The organism is Acetobacter ghanensis, assembly GCF_001499675.1.
Taxonomy (GTDB): domain Bacteria; phylum Pseudomonadota; class Alphaproteobacteria; order Acetobacterales; family Acetobacteraceae; genus Acetobacter; species Acetobacter ghanensis.
Window position 1 is genome coordinate 1973815 of record NZ_LN609302.1, and the last position, 22494, is coordinate 1996308.

At 54.5% G+C, this 22494-nt stretch carries 17 protein-coding genes; 2 read left to right on the forward strand and 15 right to left on the reverse strand.

The window, feature by feature from the left end:
* Nucleotides 1–2: 2 nt before the first annotated feature.
* Nucleotides 3–1436, reverse strand: coding sequence for a cytochrome ubiquinol oxidase subunit I (locus tag AGA_RS09265; RefSeq protein WP_059023988.1), 1434 nt, complete (start codon nt 1434–1436; stop codon nt 3–5).
* Nucleotides 1437–2005: 569 nt separating this feature from the next.
* Here AGA_RS09265 and AGA_RS09270 point away from each other — a divergent pair.
* A complete protein-coding gene (locus AGA_RS09270; RefSeq protein WP_059023990.1) occupies nt 2006–4180 on the forward strand; it encodes a TonB-dependent siderophore receptor in 2175 nt (724 codons plus the stop codon).
* A gap of 48 nt (nt 4181–4228) precedes the next feature.
* On the opposite strand, the gene AGA_RS09275 is transcribed toward AGA_RS09270, so the two are convergent.
* The 14 genes from AGA_RS09275 to AGA_RS09340 all read right to left on the reverse strand — a co-directional run bounded on the left by AGA_RS09275 (nt 4229) and on the right by AGA_RS09340 (nt 19775).
* Nucleotides 4229–4972, reverse strand: a complete 744-nt coding sequence (locus AGA_RS09275; protein ID WP_059023992.1) for a pirin family protein — start codon at nt 4970–4972, stop codon at nt 4229–4231.
* A gap of 9 nt (nt 4973–4981) precedes the next feature.
* Entirely contained in the window at nt 4982–6505 is a 1524-nt protein-coding gene (locus AGA_RS09280) for an efflux transporter outer membrane subunit (RefSeq protein ID WP_059023994.1), read from the reverse strand.
* A gap of 4 nt (nt 6506–6509) precedes the next feature.
* Nucleotides 6510–7586: an HlyD family secretion protein gene (locus tag AGA_RS09285; protein ID WP_059023995.1), complete on the reverse strand. Its 1077-nt coding sequence runs from the start codon at nt 7584–7586 to the stop codon at nt 6510–6512.
* A gap of 16 nt (nt 7587–7602) precedes the next feature.
* Nucleotides 7603–9240, reverse strand: coding sequence for an MFS transporter (locus tag AGA_RS09290; protein ID WP_059023997.1), 1638 nt, complete (start codon nt 9238–9240; stop codon nt 7603–7605).
* 158 nt (nt 9241–9398) lie between these two features.
* On the reverse strand, nt 9399–11171 hold the full coding sequence (locus tag AGA_RS09295) for an AMP-binding protein (protein WP_059023999.1): 1773 nt from the start codon (nt 11169–11171) through the stop codon (nt 9399–9401).
* Between the two features lie 15 nt (nt 11172–11186).
* On the reverse strand, nt 11187–12434 hold the full coding sequence (locus tag AGA_RS09300; protein ID WP_059024001.1) for an MSMEG_0569 family flavin-dependent oxidoreductase: 1248 nt from the start codon (nt 12432–12434) through the stop codon (nt 11187–11189).
* A gap of 16 nt (nt 12435–12450) precedes the next feature.
* Complete coding sequence (locus tag AGA_RS09305) at nt 12451–12738, reverse strand: MSMEG_0570 family nitrogen starvation response protein (RefSeq protein WP_059024003.1); 288 nt, start codon at nt 12736–12738, stop codon at nt 12451–12453.
* Nucleotides 12726–13907, reverse strand: coding sequence for an MSMEG_0565 family glycosyltransferase (locus tag AGA_RS09310; RefSeq protein ID WP_059024004.1), 1182 nt, complete (start codon nt 13905–13907; stop codon nt 12726–12728). Before AGA_RS09310 ends, AGA_RS09305 begins: the two co-directional genes overlap by 13 nt.
* Nucleotides 13904–14875 (reverse strand): sll0787 family AIR synthase-like protein, encoded by a 972-nt coding sequence (locus tag AGA_RS09315; protein WP_059024006.1) that lies wholly within the window; start codon nt 14873–14875, stop codon nt 13904–13906. Before AGA_RS09315 ends, AGA_RS09310 begins: the two co-directional genes overlap by 4 nt.
* The gene (locus AGA_RS09320) at nt 14875–15438 is read right to left on the reverse strand and encodes an MSMEG_0567/Sll0786 family nitrogen starvation N-acetyltransferase (protein WP_059024008.1); all 564 of its coding nucleotides are present in this window, start codon (nt 15436–15438) and stop codon (nt 14875–14877) included. Before AGA_RS09320 ends, AGA_RS09315 begins: the two co-directional genes overlap by 1 nt.
* Complete coding sequence (locus AGA_RS09325) at nt 15435–16544, reverse strand: MSMEG_0568 family radical SAM protein (protein ID WP_059024010.1); 1110 nt, start codon at nt 16542–16544, stop codon at nt 15435–15437. Before AGA_RS09325 ends, AGA_RS09320 begins: the two co-directional genes overlap by 4 nt.
* Nucleotides 16541–17524 carry a Nit6803 family nitrilase gene (locus tag AGA_RS09330; RefSeq protein WP_059024012.1) on the reverse strand — a complete coding sequence of 328 codons (984 nt, stop codon included), beginning with the start codon at nt 17522–17524 and terminating at the stop codon, nt 16541–16543. The genes AGA_RS09325 and AGA_RS09330 overlap by 4 nt, the downstream gene beginning before the upstream one ends.
* Nucleotides 17525–17548: 24 nt before the next feature.
* The gene (locus AGA_RS09335) at nt 17549–18031 is read right to left on the reverse strand and encodes an MSMEG_0572/Sll0783 family nitrogen starvation response protein (protein ID WP_059024014.1); all 483 of its coding nucleotides are present in this window, start codon (nt 18029–18031) and stop codon (nt 17549–17551) included.
* A 340-nt stretch (nt 18032–18371) separates the two neighbouring features.
* On the reverse strand, nt 18372–19775 hold the full coding sequence (locus AGA_RS09340) for an aminotransferase-like domain-containing protein (RefSeq protein WP_059024015.1): 1404 nt from the start codon (nt 19773–19775) through the stop codon (nt 18372–18374).
* Nucleotides 19776–20816: 1041 nt separating this feature from the next.
* On the opposite strand from AGA_RS09340, the gene AGA_RS09350 reads away from it, so the two are divergent.
* Nucleotides 20817–21263, forward strand: coding sequence for a DUF1493 family protein (locus tag AGA_RS09350; RefSeq protein ID WP_059024019.1), 447 nt, complete (start codon nt 20817–20819; stop codon nt 21261–21263).
* Nucleotides 21264–22494 lie beyond the last annotated feature (1231 nt).

Here is a 22494-nt window from a genome sequence, read left to right on the forward strand (position 1 = left end):
CCTCAGGCTCCTTTGCCAGAAGAGGAATCAATCACACCCGGATGCATACGGGCGGCCAGTATTTCAGGAGCATGGTCGGCGCTGGCATCGTGCTCACCTTCCTGCGGTGCATGGCCCAACATACGGACCAGAATGCCCATTCCCGACCCGAACACGAGCACATAAACCACGACAAACGCTGTCATCGAAACGGCCATACTGGAGAGGGCAACAGGGGACACGCTGTCTGACGTGCGCAGCAACCCGTAAACCGTCCATGGCTGGCGGCCGACTTCCGTCGTAATCCACCCACAGAGCAGCGCAATAAACCCAGCTGGCGCCATGCACAGCGCGACACGATGGAACGTCGCGTTCGTGAACAACGTGCTGTTGCGCCGCAACCACAGGGACCACAACCCGACCAGCATCATCAGCACACCCAATGCAACCATGATGCGAAACGAAAAGAAGATCACGGGTGATGGCGGCCGCTGGTCACGGGGGAAGTCCTTCATACCCGGCACCTTGCCCTCCAGACTATGCGTCAGGATAAGAGAGCCAAGCAGCGGCACCTTAACGGCATAATCCGTATGTTCGGTCTTCATGTTGGGAATACCAAAGAGCAGCTCCGGGGCACGACCTTCTGAATCCCAGTCCCCCTCCATGGCCGCAATTTTTGCTGGCTGATACTTCAAGGTATTCAGCCCATGCGCATCGCCCGCCATAATCTGGATCGGAGCAACAATCGCAGCCATCCACATGGCCATGGAGAACATAACCCGCACTGGCTCGCTGGAAATTTTTCCTTCCTTACGGGCTTTGAGCATATGCCATGCCGCCGTGGCCCCCACGATGAATGCGACAGATAGAAAAGCTGCCAGCCCCATATGCACAAGACGGAAGGGAAAAGACGGATTGAAAATAATGGCCAACCAATCTGCTGGCATAAACCGGCCCGTAGCCGGGTCTATGGTGTAACCACGCGGGGTCTGCATCCATGAATTGGAAGACAGTATCCACGTCATGGAAATCAGGGTGCCGACCGATACGCAACACGTTGCGGCAAAGTGCAGCTTACGCCCCACTTTGTTCATACCGAACAGCATGACACCGAGAAATCCTGCTTCCAGAAAAAAGGCTGTCATAACTTCGTAAGACAGAAGCACGCCTGTAATTGGCCCGGCCTTTTTGGAAAAAATGGACCAGTTCGTGCCAAATTCGTACGACATGACCAGCCCGGAAACGACACCCATGCCAAAAACAATTGAAAATACCTTGATCCAGTATCTGTACAGATCAAGGAATACGGGACGTCCTGTTTTGAGCCACAGCCCTTCCAGAACAGCCAAATAAGCCGCCAACCCGATTGAAAAGGCGGGGAAAATAATGTGGACGCCTACAGTAAAGGCGAATTGAAAGCGCGCCAGAAGGAGCGCTGGGTCATGTACATGCTGCATCGATACTTTCCAAAACTGATGACCAAAAAATATATGGAAGTAAAAGCAACTTCTCAGGTCATAGCGGGACCGCAGCAATGCAGGATTAAACAACCACCGCCTGCCACGACGTCTCTTTAATTGTCCTAGATCAATTAAAGATTAGGCGTCCAAGATACATTACGCATGTAATCATAAATAGCATTTATGATGATAATATTCTTACACGCTATATAGTTATGACAGGATATAGACAGACCATAATCACCACTGAACTGATGAAGAGTATTCCGCAGTTATCCGATGTTTTTTGTCGTTACGAGGCACGTCCTACACGCCTGCCCACCGGTTTTTAGCCATGATGCAAAGGCATCATATTTCCCACAGCACTGTCATATACGCGGCACTGATCATAGAAAATTGAATGGCGGGCAAGGTCTTGCCAAACCTCATGGGCTCTTCCGTTGGTCGATACGGTTAAAAAAGTAGCCCAAACGTTACGGGAACACCCCCTGAAAAATTTTGTTGATAATGATTATCACAATCACTAATGGAGGCTGTCAACATTTTTGGTGGAGCACCCTTCGCCCATGCAGCATCCCATTCGCTCCGTTTTACTTGCCCCCTCCTCGCTGCTGCTTCTGGCAGCACATGCCATTGCTGCAACACCGCAGGACTTGCAAACAAAGCAGGACCATCCCCCTTCCGCCAAACACCAGCCATCCCCGAGCAAACCGGGGAAAAACGAGACAATCGAAGTCTCGGCATCCCGCCACAGTCTGCTCGCCCGCAACGGGTCTTCTGCCACCAAAACAGATACCCCTATTGAGCAGACACCCCAGAACATTACCGTTATCACACAAGAACGTATGGCGATCCTGAACAGCCGAAGCGTCTCCGAAGCCGTGCGCTATGCTGCTGGTGTTTCGGATTACGGCTCCAAGGATGATCCCCGAGGATACTTTGGAACAATCCGTGGGTTCTCCCCCGATATTTATCTGGATGGCACACGCACCCCGGATGCAACATCCTCCCAGTCGTTCAGCATAGAACCCTGGGGGCTGGAGGAAATGGATGTGCTGCGTGGCGCAACATCCGCGCTCTATGGTTCTGGCCAGCTCGGCGGCATTATCAACGCCGTTAGCAAACGCCCGAACACAGGACAGAAAAACGAGATTAATTTCCAGACGGGCTCTTACAGCCGCGTTCAGGGGGCGGCCGATATCGGTGGCGCAATCAATGCGTCCAAGACCCTTTTATGGCGCTTCAACGGTCTTATTCGCAAGTCGGACACCTACGCAAAAAATATCAAAAATAACGAAATCTATGTTGCCCCCTCCCTCCGATGGAAGCCGGATGACAAGACGGATTTTACCATACTCGCCAGCTTTGAGCAGTTGGATGCCGGCTCCACAGCACAGTTCCTGCCTGCCGTAGGCACAATAACCGCCTCCAAATATGGCCGTATTGCACGTGATTTTCTGTCCAGCGATGCTGATTATGACGTTTATTCCAAGCGGCAGGTCGCTATTGGCTACAACTTTACGCACAAGATCCTACCCAACTGGAGTATTATCCAGAACATGCGTTACGCTCATCTGGATCTGGATTATCGCTTTGTGACAACGAAAGCTCTTTCCAGCGATGAGCGCACCATTACACGGCAAGCGCTCCTTCAGTCCGCCAACTATAACAATGTAACATTAGACACCCGGTCCGACCTCAAACTCAAAACCGGCCCCGTCAAACATGAATTACTGGTTGGTGTTGATTTCCGGAGTGATTTTCTGGCGAACCGCCGTGGGCAGGGTACGGCTCCCTCGCTGGATCTGTATAACCCCGTTTACCGCGCCATTACCTGGCCATCTTACGGCACAACAACCAACACAAACGAAACAGAAAGCCAGACCGGCATTTATGCGCAGGAACAGGCAGACTGGCACAATTTTCATTTAACCTTGTCAGGACGTGGGGATTTCACCCAAAGCCTGACGGTCGATAACCTGACCGGCTTGCGAACACCGCAAAAAAACAACGCATTTACCGGTCGCGTGGGCCTGCTTTATTCATCGCCTTACGGGCTTGCTCCTTATGTAGCCTATTCAACATCTTTCCAGCCGCAGGTTGGTACAACCCGTCTGAATACCCCGTTCCTGCCAACACGGGGACGGCAGATTGAAGCTGGTCTTAAATACAAACCCGCACTGAATGCGCCTTGGGGCGACCATTTTATGCTGACGGCGGACTTTTTTGATCTGGTAGAAACCAATATTCTGACACCAGACCCTGTAGACTCAACCTATGATATTCAGGCTGGGGAACAGCGCACCAAAGGCTTTGAATTCGAGGGCATTGGCCGCCTGCCGTGGAAAATAGATTTCCTCGCGTCTTTCACCTATCAGGACCCAAGAATAACCAAGTCCACAACCACCTCGCAAATTGGCCAACGTCCTGTTGCCGTGCCCTCTCATATGGCTTCTCTATTCCTTAAACGAGATTTCCATATTCTGCCTGACCTTGTCTCAGGCATAGGTGGGGGGCTGCGTTATACGGGCAATACGGCTGGTTCCCTGCCAGAAACATTTGCCGTACCCAGCCAACTGGTGTGGGACATTGTTGCGCATATTGACTACCGACGGACATCCATCCAGCTCAATGGCACCAACATAACCGACCGTCGCTATGTTGCTGTCTGCACCAGAAGTGTTGCCTGTTCGTGGGCACCGGGGCGGGCTATTTTTGTAACTTTAGCTTACCGTTGGTAGAAGTCTGGGGCGTTGTAGCTGTTAATCCTCGGCTCGTCAGGCCTATCTTTAACCAGCCACATCAGCCAGCAGCACAACAGCCGCGTCGTCTGCAATAACTGTCAGGTCCGCGCTCTCGCTAATGGCCGCGGCATCACCGGCAGAGAGGACATCCTTCCCTATGCGGATGGTCCCCGATACCACAACAAGATAGAGGGCGCGGCCGGGCATTGTGCCGTAAGCCGCCCCCTCCCCTGCGGGAATTGCGGCATGGAGCAACCGGGCACTTGCACTCAGGGCCACAGGCGCACCATCCGCAAACGCCTCTTCATCCTCGGGATCATCCTCAGGATCATCCTCAGGAAAACCTGATGCAATAATTCTGAAGCCGCCATCCTCAAGATTGGAAAAGGATGGACGGCTATCCTGCAAGGGGGCTGTTCCCTCTGTATCAGAGAGAAACCAGAACTGAATAAACGAGGCTCCCTTCGCACCAGCCGTCCAATCAAGGGTTGCACAGCCGGTCCCTGTGCTCATCAGGTGCAATGCCCCCGCGCCAATTTCCTCTTGGGAAAAACCAGCCATGGACGCTGCCACTGTTCCACTTTGTAGCCACGTTACAATGTCCACGGCTGCTTCCGGCCCAATACGGTAAGAAGCGCCTGCGGCAAGCGTGCCAAGGTTAACCGCCCGCAGCCGTCCCTCATGCGCACGGTGCGGGTCCTGATAATCTGCAAAGGCAAAGTGGCTGCGCAGCAGTTGCCCGCCGGAGTGCGCCATACCCAGACTGGCGGATCTGACAATGGTAATCACGCTTTTTCCTTACGCCCGTTTTCCAACAATTTTCTTTTCTGGATAAAACGTCTGCCATCCACCACCCAGAGAACGGTAGAGATTGGTAACGGACCCGGCAACATGGGCCGTTGCATCCGCCAGTGCACTCTGTGATGACAGAAGTGCATTCTGGAGCGTCAACACGTTCAGAAAATCAGCAGAGCCCTGCACATACTGGGCTTTAGCAATGTCCACGGCAATCTCATTCTCATGCACGGCCTCAGCCAGTTCGTCGCGCCGCTTCTGCGCGGCTGTAAAATCAGCCATCGCATCGTCAATTTCCTGCCACGCCTTCAGCACCGTGCGCTGGAATAGCGTGGCGGCTTCCTTCTGCTGCGCTTTTCTCAGATGCAGTTGCCCGGTCAGGCGGCCGCCTTCAAAAATGGGCAATGTCGCCGTTGGGCCAAAACCATACTGGCGCGAGGCCCATGAGCCCAGCCCGCTAAACTGGAGAGCCTGAACGTCCAGACTGCCCGAAAGCGTTACCCGTGGAAAGAAATCCGCAATCGCCACGCCAATACTGGCTGTTGCGGCGTGTAGCCGGTCGGCAGCCATCCTGATATCGGGCCGACGCTCCGCCAATTCCGATGGTAGCCCTACCGGAACCGCATCCGGCACGGTGGGAATACCCGCAGGTTTGCCCAGCTCCGCATCAAGGGCACCGGGTTCACGCGCGACCAGAAAGCTCAAGGCATTGAGCATATGCGTAGCCTGCGCCTTAAGAGGAGCCAGACGAGCCATAAAAGTATGAAGCTGCCCCGTAGCCTCGGCCACATCCAGCTTTGTCGCCGCCCCTTGCTGGAAGCGTAGGGTTGTCAGCTTTACGCTGTTGGTTGCCACCTCAATATTATGCTCAAGAATGCCAACCTGAGTCTGGATCGTGCGCAGGTCAATATAATCCTGCGCTGTTTCCGCCATAAGCGAGACCAGCGTATCCCGGCGCATTTCCTCCGTGGCGTGCACAGCGGCGGTTGCGGCTTCCACCTGCCTGCGCACATGCCCCCAGAAGTCCACCTCCCACGAGGCATTCATGCCATATTGTGGTAGATTAAAGGATGGATTGCCAACACTCCCCAGCATCCCCGTAGGCCCAAAACCGCCCGCGCCCGATGCCGTAGTGCCCGCGCCCTCGCGTTCCATGGTTCCCAGTAAGCCCAGCACACCGTTGGTACTGGCCCGCTCCCGCGCATAAGATGCGTTGGCTTCCATATGCGGCATCTGGGCCGCACTGGCGATGCGGCGTTCGGCCTGACTTTGCATCAGACGCAGGTCCGCTGCTTTCAGGTCTAGGTTGGACGCGGCAACCTCATTTTCCAACCGGGTTAGAATAGGATCGTTAAAAAGTTTCCACCATTGCGGGTCGGCTGACGCCATCGTCACCTGACTTTCCGCCGGTGGTTGCGTGGCGCGCCAGCCATCCGGCGCCTTGACCTGCGGTTTGTGGTAGTTTGGCCCCACTGTGCAACCAGCAAGAGCCAAAGCAGAAAACCCCACGAAAAGAAAGCGCTTCATTGCGTTACTGCCAGATATATCGGGTGTCATTGGCATGGGGGCCTTCCGGTTTTGAAGACGTATTAATATTGACCTCGACCGACATGCCGACCCGCACCTTGTCCGCCAGTGGCTGACCGGGGTCAAACGTCAGCTTGACCGGAATACGCTGGACAACCTTGGTAAAGTTACCCGTTGCGTTGTCAGGCTGGATTGGCGCAAAGGCAACGCCCGTGGCGGGCGCAAGTGAATCCACATGCGCCTTCAAGGGATGACCGGGGAACGTATCCACCCAGATTGTTGCACTCTGCCCGGTCTGAACCTTTGTCAGCTGTGTTTCCTGAAAATTGGCCAGCACATAGGCTTCATGCGTGGGCACCACAGCCAGAATACCCGTGCCCGGGTGCACATAATTCCCCACACGCACACCACGTTCGCCCACCACACCATCCATGGGAGCCGGAATGGTGCAGTACGAGAGGTTCAGTTCAGCCTGTTTTGCATCCCCCTGAGCACGCAGCAGCACACCCTGTGCTCGTTCCAACTGTGCTTTAAGCACCGCAACCTGCCGGATGGCGGCATCCACCCCAGCCTGATCACGCGCTATGCTTGCCAGTGCTTCCTTTTCCTGCGCCTCGGAATGCTGCTTCTGCTCAATCGTGCCAGCACCACCTGATGACAGGTTACGATAACGAGCGGCATTCTGCCGGGCAAAAACCAGATCAGCCTCATCCGACTGCACTGCGGCCCGCGCACCTGCAATAACCGCATCCTGCCGGGCAATTTCAGCTTCCAGATTAGCCACGTCTCCCTGCGCGGCAAGGACGTTGCCGTTTGCGACCGCAAGGGCTGCGCGGTAATCATCATCCTCAATATGCGCCAGTTCCTCACCCGCGTGGACCTGCTCGTTATCCTGCGCAATCACGCGGTCAATGCGGCCAGACACCTTGGGGGCAACGGTTGGAAAATCTGCCGTGACGTAAGCATCGTTGGTGTATTGGTCAACACCGTTCCCATTAACCAAGCGTGCTCCGCCCCAGGCAATAACAGCCAGCACACCAGCAGCACAGCCTGCGTAAAGAAGTGGTTTCTTGTAAATCATGGTCAGTTATTCCGGATTAACGGGCGGGAGTATTGGGTGAAGGGGCGCGTGGTGGATAAACACGCCGGGGCAGAACAAGATTCATGGCCGCGTAGCCGAGGCATACCCAGATGAGGATGTAGTAAATATCGTTCATTGCCAGCACGAAGGACTGTTCGTGCACATAGGTATGGAAAACTTCGAGCGTGTTGTGCGCCACATGCACCGCATCGGGCGAAGTCACGGACAACTGCTGGTTAATGGGGTCTCCCATCCCCTGCAGGGCCAGACCATGCGTGCCGTGGTGGTCCAGCAGCATGGTGGAGTGGTATTGCTCCCGCCGCCGGCTCAATGCGCCAAAAAGGGCAAATGCCACAGCATTGGCTAACCCCTTGAGCATATTGACCATGCCGGAAATAAACGGACCATCCGCAGGCCCCATGGCCATGGTTGCCAGCATAAGCGTGGGGATAACCGTCATGGGTTGGCCAAAAACCTGAAGGACCTGCATCAGGTAAAAATTGTCGCGCACCCAGTCCACGGTCAGCCATGTGCCAAGCCATGCTGATGCGGCAAGGCACAGCATTCCTCCTGCAAGCACATAACGGCAATCAACACGCGGCGAGTTGCAGATAGCTGCAATCAACGGCAGCATAATCAGCTGTGGCAGCGCCACAACAAGGGACACGGGAGCAGCCTGAATGGGCCGATACCCACGCACGACCTCCAGATAGGTGGAGGGAATTTCCCCCATAATGGAGCAGATGGCCAGAATACCGATAAGCGAAAGCAGCGCGGCCTGAATATTGCGCGAACGCCAGTACTGAATTCTAAAATACGGGCTGGGGTGAAAAGCCTCGTTTATAACGAAAACAATAAAGGCCGCACCGCCCCAGAATGTCAGGTTCGTAATAACAGGCGAGCGGAACCAGTCCAGCCGGTCGCCCTGATACAGCACAATGACCAACGAACAAATTGCGGGCAGGCCGACCAGAATGCCAAACCAGTTGAATTTTTCGAACCGCTCAAAATGCATAGGGTCTTTGGGCAGGCCATAAGCCATCATCCCTATGGCGAGCGCGGCGGTGGGAATAATCTCCCAATACAGCCAGTGCCAGCCAACGTGTTCGAACCAGAACGCTTCTAGCGGCAAACCAAGGTTAGGGCCAAAGGTTGCGCTCATAGCATACCCTCCAATGCCGAACACGCGGATTGGAGGCGGCAGGTATTTGAGCATCACCGTCATCAGCACAGGCGGCAGGCACCCACCAGCCAGCCCCTGAAAAGCACGCAGGATACAGAGTGACGTGACATCCGGCATGAACGGAGCCGGGATGGAAAGCAGTGCAAGAACCGCCGTCATGAAAATGGAAAAACGGTAGATCGAAAACGTCATGTAGAACCACGGCGTAAAGGCCATGGCGGCGATATTGAACGCCTCATAAATCGCAATGACCCACGTGCCTTCATCGTGGCCAATGTGCATGGCGCCTCGGATGTCGGACAGGCCGATCTCGGTAACATGCTCATTAAAGCCAGCCACATGCACGGCAAGCAGCATTCCCAGACAGCCAATGACTGTCCGCAGGCCAAATGAGGGTATGTAAGACGGCCGCGGTGGAGAAGCGTGAATAGCCGGCCCGCTGGCCGCCTGTGAAGGTGCGGCGTTGTTCATGACGCCACATGTCCCCGAGACAGGCGTTATGGACAACCCTCATTTCCCGAAAACAACGACTTCGATTTTAGGAATGAAAATTTCTGGCGCCTGCACCTAGTACCGTTTAGTTCTGGAAGGATAAACCATTGTGTTCACCCCTCCGTTCCAACACACCGTCAGGAGACCAGAAGACGTTTCCTTGTAATTTTTCCAGATACGGTGATCGGCAGATGCCGGACAAAGCGGACTTCCTTTAAACCAACCCAGCGCCCGAGGACTGCGTTAACCCCTGCGATAAGTTCCTCGGCAGATGGTTTGTGGTCCTCATCGGAATTCATGACCACATAGGCAACCGGCCGCTGCCCCCGCAACGCATCAGGAATAGCCACCACGGCACAGGCATAAACAGCGGGATGCGCGGCAATGATCTTTTCAATCTGCACGCCCGAAATCCGCCGCCCTGCAACCTTGATGACATCATCAGAACGCCCAAGCATATGAACTGCACGTGTTGCATCAATCATGCCCTCGTCGAATGTGCGGTAAAACTTGCCCGTATCATCAAGGTAGGCAGTCGGGGCGTGGATTGCCCTATCCTTCCACACGCCAGCCAGACAGCCGGGTGGCAGCGGCAGGGACAGGACAATCTCGCCGCACGGTTCATCTGGGTGAGATGACACGATAGCAGGGCGAAACCCCGGCGCGGGCCGCCCGATGTCGTTCATGAGCGAGGTCGGCTCACACTCGGGCAGACCAAAAAAATGAGCGGTGATGCTCCATCCGGTTTCAGTCTGCCACCAGTGATTAACCACAGGCTTACGAAAGTATGCGCGCGCCCAGTCCAGCAATGTCGGGTCTGCATACTCTCCGGCCACAAAAATGCGTGCGAGTGCAGGCAGTATTGCCGCAGACAGATGGCGACTTTCCTGCCGCATAAGCCGCATTTGGGTGGGAGTGGTGAACAGGCATTTTACCGCATGATCGTGACAGAGCATCCGAATGGCCGAAGCAGACGCACCCCCTTCCACGATTACGCTGGTGCAACCACTGATGAGCGGTGCGTAAACACCGTAGGAATGGCCTACAACCCAGCCGAGATCCGATGTTGTAAAAAAGGTGTCACCCGGCTTACAGCCATAAATCAACTCCATGGACAAAGCGAGCGCCACGGCATGGCCGCCATTATCGCGCACAATGCCTTTGGCGTTGCCCGTGGTTCCCGATGTATGAAGAATATACAGAGGGTCGTCTGACCGAAGCATAACCGGTTCAACCGGAGCTGCGTGCTCCATGACATGAAAATCGTAGTCACGCACGGGCATAAGTGCTGCCGGACAGGCATCCCGCTGGGCAATAATGCAAGCTCGCGGCCTATGCGCGGCCTTGGCCAACGCCTCGTTCAGGGCTGGCAGTAAAGGAATGGCGGTCTGCCCCTGAAAACTGCAACTGGCGATGATAATGACTTTTGGCCCGACATCATCAATCCTACGCGCCAGTTCCGGCCCCGCGTAACCTGCAAAAACCACCACATGCACAGCCCCAATTCTGGCACATGCCAGCATGGCTATAGCTGTCTCAACCATTGTTGGCATGGCAATGAGCACACGGTCGCCCTTGCCTACCCCCAGCGCCTGCAAACCACCGGCAAACCCGGCGACCCTCCGCCTTAAATCACCATAGGTTACGGTCTGCCATTCCTTGGTGGCGCAGGAATGCCAGATTAGAGCGGCCTGCCCGCCACGCCCATCCTCCACATGCCGGTCCACGGCATTATAACAGGTATTGAGCGTGGCATCTGGGAACCAGTCATACCAACCATCATCCCGCGTCTGGCACGCGGCCACAGGTGCCTGCTTCCATGTGATACGCTGCGCTGCTTCCAGCCAGAATTGTTCTGGCTGGTTCAGAGCCGCGTCATACATTCCGTCATAGGTCATCCATGGAAGCATGGCGTTTTCCTCTGCTCAGGCTACGGGCACGTTTTTGCCGGTAATCTGGCTGGCCAGCCACGCTGCATCGCGCGATACACCGGAGAACCGGCCAGAACCCCACGTGTGCAGCCACGGCAAGCCAAGGAAGTAAAAGCCCGGTGCATCAGTCACGCCCCGATGCCAGACCGGTTTGTTAGCACCGTTAAAAACCGGAACGTTGATCCAGCGATAATCTGGCCGAAAACCAATACACCAGATGATGGAGGTAATCCCGGCGGCTTTCAAGTCGAGCGGGATGTTACTTCCATCGGGCTCCCACACAGGTACATAAGGGACTTCGGTCGGGGCCGAGATCCCTTCACGAGCGATGTAGGCGTCGATGGATTTCTTGATGTCGGCATTGGTCTTGTCCGCATCATCAAGGTTTTCCTTCAGATCCGGCGCGAAGTGCGCCACTTCATCACGGATGGTCTCCAGCGTGCCATGCAGGCCAACGCCCTTCTTTGCAAAGAGGCGCAGATCAAGGTCATGCCCGCCATTTCGGCCCGTGACGTAATGATTGGTCTTGTCGCGTGCACCATCACGCAGAGGGTGATTATCCACCGTAAGATCGTAGAAGTGCATATCCGCCAGCCAATCCACCACGTCGCGGCCACGGTAAAAACGCGAGACACGTGGAGCGGAACCAACGCAAAGATGGACCTTGCGTTTTTCAAGAAACAGATCTTCCACAATCTGTGCGCCGGACTGACCACTGCCCACAACCAGCACAGCCCCTTTTGGCAACTGGGCCGCGTTACGGTAGTCCTGCGAGTGAACCTGATGAATGGTGGGGTCGATCGCGCTGGCATAGCCGGGGATGACCGCGTCCTGATACGCACCCGATGCGATGACCACATGCTTTGCGTGCCACATCTCGCCACCTGCTACCACGCGATAGCCACCACCTTCATGGCGCGTGATGGAGGTAACGGCTGTGTGTTCACGCAGGGGTGGGGTGAAGGAGTTCATGAAGCCCTTCACGTAGTCAATAATTTCCTGCTTCACCATGAAGCCGTGCGGGTCTTTCCCCTTGTAGGGATGACCGGGCAGGTCGCACTGCCAGTTTGGTGTGACCAGACAAAAATTGTCCCAACGCTCATCATCCCAAGCGTGGCAGGCGGTCTTGGCCTCAAAGACGATATGCTCCACTTTTTCACGGCAAAGATACCAGCTCATGGACAGGCCAGCCTGCCCCCCACCGACGATAATGACGGGGATGCTCTTCTCGTTCTGTGTCATGGTCGCTCTCTTTGCCTCAGGATTTAAAAGACAGGACGCGCACCTGCGCGTCAGATTGGGTCAGGAAAGGCGCGCATACCTGTTGGATAGTCTGAAGCTGACCAAGGGCGCGGCTGCATGCAAAACCGTAGCGCGCACGAACCCGCTCACTAGCCTGCGTCAGGGCCGTGTCCGCTTTCTCCAAAAACATCGGGACCGGGTAATCCTGACCGAGCGTAAAATGGTCCTGTATAACCAGCGATGGGGAGTAACAGTCGCTCTCCTTCCCATCTGGCCAGCGCACACGAAAAGTCATTTCGGGCATGATAATGAAGCTCCATAAGCCGGGGCATGGGCGTGCGATAAGGCCGCCAAGCGCCGGTATGCTGGGAGGTGCCGACTGGCGACACTACGCCAGTCAAAACGGCGGGCCGTTGCGGGGCCACTTACCTGAAAACGGTCCGAACTCCGGGCATTCAGGGCATCACGCAACGCGCAAATAAGTGTTTCGGGTTGTTTCGGCTGGCACCAAAACACTTCGAAAGCATGAAGATGCTCCGTAAAGGGCGGCACAGCTGGCACCACCACCGGAACGCCGCAGGCCAGCGCCTCAAGCGGACACAAACCAAAGCCTTCCGTCTGAGAGGGATAAGCCAGCACGGATGACTGCCGGTACAATGCAGGCATATCATCATCCGCAACTGTTCCTGTTACTGTCACAGCATTTTCTAGATTTCTATCGTTAACCCTTGCATCAAAAAGGCGGCGGTAAGCGGAGTGGTCTAGTAGAGACGCACCTCCGGCAATAACAAGGTGTAAATCAGGATAATCCTGATGCAGCGTTTCAAACGCATCAAGCAGTGCAAGCGTGTTTTTACGACGCTCTACCCCACCAACCGACGAAACAAGGCGCGCGGCCTGTGGAATACCATAACGGACACGGAGGCCTTGGTCATGAATGCCCTCCTCCGGTAAAAACCTTGTCAGGTCAACACCATTCCCCACCACGGGCGCTCGTCGTCCATATTCGGCAAGAAGTGTAGCCTCCCAGAGTTGACTGACCGTAAAAAGCTCAGTAGCAGCCGTGAGGCCTCGTGCCTGCCGGGCCGCTATGCCGGGATGAGCAAAACAGTCCAGATGATGGACCGTTCGGGCAAAGCCCCCTATACGCCCCTCCGCCACAAGATCGGCCAGTGCATTGGCGCTTATTGGATCCTGCGCGTGCAGCACATCAAACGGTGCATCATGCCGTAGTGCGTCCGCAATCTCGTCAATACGACGTTCCACCAGTGTCGGCAGGTCGCGCTCAGCCACGGCAGGAATGCAACGGATGGCGCAACGGGGTGTACGAAAAAAGCCCGCTCCAGTCTCATCCGGGGCAATCAGGGTAGCGTCATACCCCGCGTCACACAGGGCTTCCGCCAATGCCATGCCATGCACCACACCTCCACGCGGATTGGTAGAATGGGTCAGAATGCCGATGGAGAAGGTCATGGCGTAACCCCCATGAGCGGCGCGCTAGCAAGGTCCCAGAAGGTTTCCCTCTCATCTGCCGATGCAACATCCACCCGCCGTGTGCTGTTACACTGGCCGATAACAGCGGCAGCAATACCGCGTCCGTGAAAACGGGCCATCACCGCCTCGGCATCTTCGGGTCGGGTTGTTAACAGGTAGCCATAGCTGGGAAACGCCGACAGCCAGCGCTCCATCGGGGCTTCTGCAGGCCGGGGAATGTCATCAAGCGTGATGGTCATGCCCACGCCTGAACATTCGGCCAGCATAAGGGCGGTGCCCAACAACCCGGCCATGCTGATGTCCTTGGCGGCGCGGCTCAACCCGTCCTCGGCTATGCACGGCAGAAGTTCCAGATCACCCCGAAGGCGCACCGCCGCCTCGGTGCCGCACAGTGCGGAACTGGCATCCCAGAACGGGTGCGGGTCATGCCAACGGCCGCGCAGGTCAATGGCTGCAATCAGGACTTCGCCCGGTTGCGCATCGAAGCTGGTCAGCAGATGACGGGCGCGGCCAAGGATCGCGACCGACAGTGAGTTATGGGTGCTGCGCATGTTGGTATGGCCGCCGACAACCGGCACGCCATAGGTGCGCGCACCTTCATGCAGACCAGTTAGAATGGATGCGGCCGCCTCGTACGTATCGCTCCACAACGCATCCACCACAGCTACGGGACGACCACCCATGGCTGCGATATCACTAACATTGACCATCACGCCGCAATACCCGGCAAACCAAGGCATGGCGCGGACAAAACTGTCTTGAAACCCCTCGCTGGCCAGCAGGAGATAACCGTCTCCATCCGGTATGGCCGCACAATCATCGCCAAGGCGCATGACTTTCGTCGCATTCTGGCCAAAAATGGCGGCCACCTGCGCAATGTCCTGCTTGGCGGCCAAGGCGCGACCAGTGCGCAGGCTGTGCAGCATATGGTTTAATGCGCGGGCCATTATGCCACCTGCCGGTTACGCGGTTGGGGCCGCAGCAGCCATGTCTGCTCCTGACCATGCGCCGGATAGCGTGACAGGTCTGCCTGCATGTCGTGATGTGGCAGACCGTGCAGAGTGATGGCCCCGAGACTTTTCCAATACAGGCGACGGAAGAACAGCACATTCTGCTCCTGCACCTGGGCCAGAAACCGCATGGCCCCAAGTCCATGCGCGGTGCTAACCGCCATGCGGATGAGTTCCGCCCCGATCCGCCCCAACTTGCGATGACCCGCATGAACCGCCAGACGGGAACCTCGCCACACGCCGGGTTCGGCTTCATGAATACGCACCGCCCCCACAATCCGGTCCGGCATTCCCGCCACGCAGTACGCCGCGATAATGGGAATGGCCACCTCATCAATCGCATCGCGGTCATCATCAGCAAAAACACGTTGCTCTGTGCAAAAAACTTCGCGGCGCAGAGCGTAATAGCCTGCCTGCTCCCACGGTGTGCGGGCAAGACGGACGACATACTCCGTAGGGATAAACGGCCGGTCTTCCACGCCTTCGAGCACCGTGCTCATTGTTCGTAAGCCGAAAGAGAGGAACAGGCGCCGCACCGGCCACATCCGGCCCGGATGTCGGTGGATTTCATGTTCGCCTCGCGCAGCATCCGCCCGAGTGGTGCGAGCACGGACTTCATAAACTCGGCCGAAGGTGGCGCATGATTTTCCAGCGGTGTGCCGGAAATAGGCACAAACGGTACCACGAAGGGATAAACTCCAAGCGCAATCAGACGCTCGGCGAGGGCCAGAATATCCTCGGCGCTGTCCCCAAGACCAGCCAGAATGTAGGTATTAACCTGCCCGCGACCGAAGACCGGCACGGCGCTGGCGAAAGCATCCATGTAGCGATCGACGCTGACCGTGGCCTTGCCGGGCATGATCTTCTCGCGCACCGCCTGCGTGGCGGCTTCGAGATGCATACCAAGACTGTCGGCCCCTGCGTCGCGCAGGCGGTGGAACCAGCCGTGATCGCGCGGCGGCTCGCACTGGACCTGAAGCGGCAGATCAACCGCCGCACGGATGGCACGGGCTGACTCCGCCAGAACAGCAGCCCCCCGGTCCACCACGTTGGGCGTGCCGGTCGTCAGCACCATGTCGCGCACACCGTCGAGTTCCACGGCGGCTTTGGCGACCTCGGCCAGTTGTGCTGGTGTCTTGTAGGCGATGGTCCGGTCGGCCTCCAGCGACTGGCCAATAGCGCAGAACTGGCAGGAGGTGCGCCGGTCGGCATAGCGGATGCAGGTCTGGTGCACCGTGGTCGCCAGTGTGTCACGACCATGCAACAGGGCAATCTTCCAATACGGAATACCGTCCTCCGTGGTCAGACCGTAAAAACGCGGAGCGGCAGGAAAATGGATTGTGCCGAGCTTCTGGCCATCGCGCACCAATGTGCTGGCGCCACTCTGGTCTGGCGGGCTGGCCTGAAACGGAGACCGCCGCGCACCAGATGTATAAACCGGGACCATAACAGTCTGGCCCGCGATGGTAATTGTCTTGTGGTCAGAAGGACCAGCTCCACCCTTGCGGGTGATCCCCCCGGTCTGTTCTCCTATTTGAAGCCCGAAGGACTGCAGATCCGTAACGAGTTTGCGGCCAGACAGCGTGCCGAGTATTGGGACGGTCATGATGCCACCTCATTATTGGAGGAGGCAACGGGTCCGTCCGTTCCGTGCTCACCAACATAATGAACGGTGCGCGCGGGGCGTTGATCGTGCAGCAGACTGAGCAGTTCGGGCCGCGCATAATGTCCGACGGAATCCATCATTCGTTTGCGCTTGGCAATCAGTGCGAAGTCGAGGTCAGCAATGACCATGCCCTCGCCTTCTGTTAGCGGTGTGCCCAGCAACTTACCTTCGGGTGAAACGATGGCGGTAAAGCAGCCACCCCGTAATGGTCCTTCAAGCGCTGGGTCACCCGCTATTGCTTTAATCTGCTCTTCCGTCAGCCAGCCCGTAGCATTTACGACAAAACAGCCGGATTCCAACGCATGGTGGCGGATGGTCACTTCCATCTGGTCGGCAAAAATCTGACCGACCAACGAGCCGGGGAACTGTGCGCAATGAATTTCCTCATGCTGGGTCATCAACGCGTAGCGGGCAAGCGGATTGTAATGCTCCCAACACGCCAGCGCCCCAATGCGGCCTGCGGCACTCTCTACAACTTTCAGGCCGGAACCATCCCCCTGCCCCCAGACCATACGCTCATGGTAGGTGGGCGTAATCTTGCGGCGTTTGAGAAGGATCTCACCTGTTGCATCAAAAATGATCTGGGTGTTGTAAAGCGTGCCAAAATCGCGCTCATTCACCCCTAGCACCACGACCATACCCGTCTGGCGCGCGGCCTCGGCCACCATATCCGTTACCGGACCGGGAATGACAACGGCACGTTCGTAGAGTTCCAGATGCTCGCCACCAAAGCGGAAGGCGGGCTGGATGAACGAAAAATAGGGGTAGTAAGGCACGAAGGTTTCTGGAAAGACCGCAAGCGAAACACCTTTTTCAGCGGCATCGCGGATGGCCTGACAGACTTTCCGGGCAGTACCCAGACCATCATCACCAAGGACGGGGCTGATCTGGATAGCTGCGGCGCGAACGATACGGGGCATAACTTGCGGCCCTCCCTTTGGTTTTTAGAGAGTCCAGGTATTGAGGATAAAGGCGTTATCGCGCCGGGCTAGCAGAATGATGTCGAGCACATCCTGCGGGTTAATAGGCGTAATACCGGGGATAAGGTTCTGCTCGCCGTAGCCGTAGAGAGCCTGCAATGCAAAACGGCAGGCGTAAACCTTTCCGCCTTCTTCAAGAATTTTCGCAACCTGTTTGTTACAGTTCATATGGCCTGGAAAGGCCTCGTCTCCCAGACGGGGGAAGCCACGCTGCACGCCAAGGGTAACACCCGGCCCATATAGTAGCACCGATGTTTCAAACCCCTTACGAATAAGACGTGTCGCCTGCAGAAGGTTTACGAACCCGACCGATCCTTCATTGGCGACGGTATGGAAGGTAATAAGGGCTTTTTCACCGGGCTTGGCTTTAACGTCCTCGAAAACCTTGTTTTCATAATTGACGAAGCAATCGCCATCTTTATGCGGAACGTGCTCTACTGTCGGCATGGTATTTCTCCCGTGTCATGCAGTCTCCGACGGGAAGCCGGGACTGGCCGCGTTGCCGAAGCAAACGTGACACGGGAGGGCGGTAAGGCAAAATATTGTATGCTCAATGCCTATGGTACAAATGGTTCAAATAAACCTATACGCCATTCCCTTACCAAGACAGAGACATACAAAAAATATTCAGCAATCATACAATTAAGGATGCATGATATAAGTTATTGTTTTATCTATATTTTTCAATCACGCATTCGTGAATTTAATGCCTTTTTGTTTTTACGCGCATCCGTATGGCGGCCCATAAAATCAGGATACTCCACCGATTCCGGACCCTGCGGTCAGGTCACACAATATCGGCAAAGCCGGGGGAGCGTTTATGTTGCAGGACCGACATCACTCCATGCAGGGATTCCTCAAGGCTTGCAGCATCCGGCGCGCTCCCCAGTGCAATCCTTGCCCGCTGCGGAGGCTCTCCATTAATCGTAAACACGGTGCTGGGCACCAATGCCAGTCCACGCCTACGGGCATACGCCACAAAATCTGCGCTACCCCACCAGTCCGGCAATTTCAGCCAGACATGCGGCCCATCGGGATTCATGCAGTGCCCCTCCCCCAGAACCTTGCGGGCAATGGACTGACGCAAACGCAGTTCCTTTTGAATAGCATGTAAAATTGTATGGGCCTGCTCTGTTTGCATCCATCGCGCGGTGAGTGCGCTCAGCAAACCGGCATTGGTAAGCGCAATAGCCCGAATGGCAGCTGTAACACGCCGGGTCATATCGGTATTGGGCAGCGCAACATATGCCGTACGCAGCCCCGGACTGAGCGTTTTGGCAAGGGTCGCCACATAGCTGACACGGCTATGGTCGAGTGCCGCCAACGCTGGCAACGGGTTATCCATCAGCAGGCTGTAAGGGTCATCCTCCGCAATATGCAGGTGATGCCGCTGGGCTACGGCAAGAATATCCCTACGTCTTTGTAAGGACATTGTCGCCGTGGTTGGGTTGTGGATGGTTGGAATACAGTAAAGCAGACGGGGATGATGTTCGGCACAGACCCGATCAAGCTGGTCCGGCATCATACCCTCCGCATCGCTGTCCACACCGGCCAAAATAAGGTCAAACTGTGCGGCTATGGTCCGAATACCCGGATAGGCAATACGGTCGGTAACAATAATATCTCCCGGCTGGGTGTGCGTGCTGACAATTGCGGCCAGAGCACTCTGCGCACCGGGAGAGACAAGAATTTCGTCCGTTCGCCGCTGGCCGATAACGGGCGCAATCCATTTTGCACCAAGCTGACGCTCCTCTAATGTGCCGCCCGTTACACGGTAGGACATCAGACTATTCAGGTCCTGCTGCTTCAGAATAGCTGCAATATCACTCTGGATAAGCCGTTGCAGCGGCGGGTCCTGCGGAATGGGCGGCAGATTCATGGTTAAATCCACCACGGCGGGCCCTGTATGCCGCCAATGACTTTCGCCCGCGCCAACACGCACAAAGGTACCCCGGCCAACCGTTGCATCAATCAGGCCACGCCGCCGGGCTTCGGTCAATGCACGGGTGACGGTCGTCAGGTTCGTGCCGAGATATTCTGCAATCGTTCGCTGTGGCGGCAGTCTGTCCCCTTCCCGCAGATCACCCTTGCGGATGGAAAGCGCCAGAGCGTCCGCCAGCGTCATATAGATCGCGTTTGGGCTTCGGCTGATATCTTCTTTCCAGTGCGCCAGATAGGGATATGCGGACATGGGGTAAAACTTCCATACATTCAAGAGATTTCCATTTGACCACACACCATACAATCAACGCAATCATGATGCCGATAAAGCTGTAACGACCCTACAAATGCTCATGGGAATGACATCCTGCCCGAACTCAGGGCGCCCCCCACCACACGGGCGCCCGTACAATGCCGATGCTGCAGGCTGCTGTGTGGGGCCTCTTGGGAATGACAGAGCTGTCTCGACCCATTTCCAGCCTTTAACACGGATATCTTCTGCTGCTGTGTGCATTTTTTCCGTATCCAGACGGTCCGGAAAACCGCGTAGAGTTGCGCCCTGCACCATTAAAGCCCCCCAGACATCTTGCTCAGTTCACAGGCAGAACCGAACATAGACAGCATACCATTTCCCATAGCGTTATGCTTGTAACGTTATGAACGGCACCGTCACTATGCTATTGAGAAATCAACGGATATCTGATGGGACAGTTCCAGAATCCACCCATTTCCGCAAAACCGACTTCGAAACACAGGGAAAAGCAAACTGATAAGACTTTTCGTCAACAGAACACAGTCACTCAGAATCAATAATTTTATAGTAACAAACATTCATCACAAACGCACCATTAATTATAAAAAATAATGGGAGATCTCTATACATATGGTATACATGAAAACGTTACGTCATCAGAACTATTTGTTTATATCGCAATCAATGAAATAGGAAAAGGCCTTTGGATCCATCATATCGCAGCAATTGTTTCTATCTTTCTCGGTCAAAACAACATAGCAACTCGATGTAAATTTAAGGAATCTACAAAAGGGACTTCCGTTGCATTGATTATAGCACGAAGCGCTTTTCCATATGAAATATAGAATTCTTCCAGCATTTACTGGGGTGCCATTGATAAAATGCGGGTACATACTTACCAAAAACATTGGAGTTTTTGTTGGGCGATCTGTACCTTATATAGGTGTCACTATCACTTTTTACGACGTATCAAAAATTGTTTATAATACTGTTCAGCAATATAATCGTCTGGTTAAATCTGAAGACAGGATTTTTTAAATGCATATTCTCGCAGAAAAATTCAAGAATTTCTTAATATACGAAGAAAAAATTTCTGAAAATGAAATTCAATTGTCAACAAGAATTGTAGAAGATCTTGGTCTGGATGGAATTGAGGCTCATTACTTCATGGAAGCCTATGCAGAAACGTTTTCAATCAAGGGTGGGGATTTTGATCCTCGTCGATATTTTAATGATGAAACAGAGGTTTTATTAATTATCCCTGCTATCTTCTTTGTTTTTTTTCGATTTCTGATCTGGCAACTTTTGCTGGGCAAACCAGTCCGCAAACTGACAACAGTGCCAGTCACATTAGCCATGCTCCAACAAGCAATAGACGATGGTGTCTGGAATTGCGCGCGCATTGAATCTCTTGCTGGCACACAGGTTTATCCACCCCCTTCAAAAAAACCAGGGTGGTTTTCGCGCATTCGTAACTGGACATGAACTGGCACAATTTAGAATTATCGAATTCAATCTAACCAGCGCACAAAGGAAACTCCACGAATCTATTGATTCCGTGGGGTTTTCTGAACGTTGTATGCTTGCAGGAGCACCACTACCAACGACACTTGCGACTGGTGGATCGTAAGATACTTTGGCTTCATCGCAGAATCGGATTCTGTTGACAAAAAATCGTGTCAGTTTGTTTTTTCCTGCGTTTCAAAGCCTGTCTTTGAGGAAATTGGTGGATGCGTGGATATTTGTCGCCCGAGCGCAACTGCTAGTTCCGTCCCGCCAGATATCCGTTTGTTGCTCAACGGTATGGGGGCGGTGCTGCCCATGACGTGACATACATAAATACTATGGAGATGATGGAGCAGTTTGATATGACACAGAACAAGCCTCTGACAGACGTCATGAAGGTATGGGCTGTCGCCATTCGCGAGCAATCAAAAGTCGCCAGACAAGTAATAGGCAACCTGTTGCACGGTCTATCGCTATTCCGCATGGCTACCCGATAAAATTCGAACCTTGACTGGACAGAATACCACACGCGAGCCCGCTATACGTAATGCGACAAAGTGTCTTGAACATCCGACTTGAGGTGACTGCCGCCGGCCTGCTCCAGCATCACTGATGCAGACAGGCAAATCACGAGAGAGAGAAAAAACTTTATGAACTCAGACGAAAATCTGCCATATCATTAGAATTCATAGGAATTTAATTCCTGCATAATTAATTTATTTCGGATATACTTTTCTTTGAAGTATTCCTGCCTTTTATAGATATTCGAGCAAATTTTTTTCATTTCATTGGATAGTTCATTTTTCCTTTTCTGAGGAAGATTGCTATCCCATTCTCCCGCCAGGTACTGACAAATATCTGCATCATAGAAAAAGGAGGTAACGTCATCTGGAAAATTTTCTTCATTTTTTGCAATGACTGGTGAAATATTTACACAATATAACATGGCAAAAAAAATATTCTAATGACCAGTGTGGTTTATCTTTTTGCCCAACGTCTATTCTTGGAAATTTAATGAACCGTGGAAATGTCCAGTATGAGGCGAAGGCCGCCTGTCTGTAGCTATTCCTTAAGCAAACAACCCGTTCAAATGAGGGGTTTTGTTCCCAGCGCTGCCTAGTTATCATAGTCCAAGATGGGTATTAAAATGCCGTCTTATCGTTGATCTGAACGCGCTAAAATACCGAAATTTGTTGCGGGGGGGGGGGGC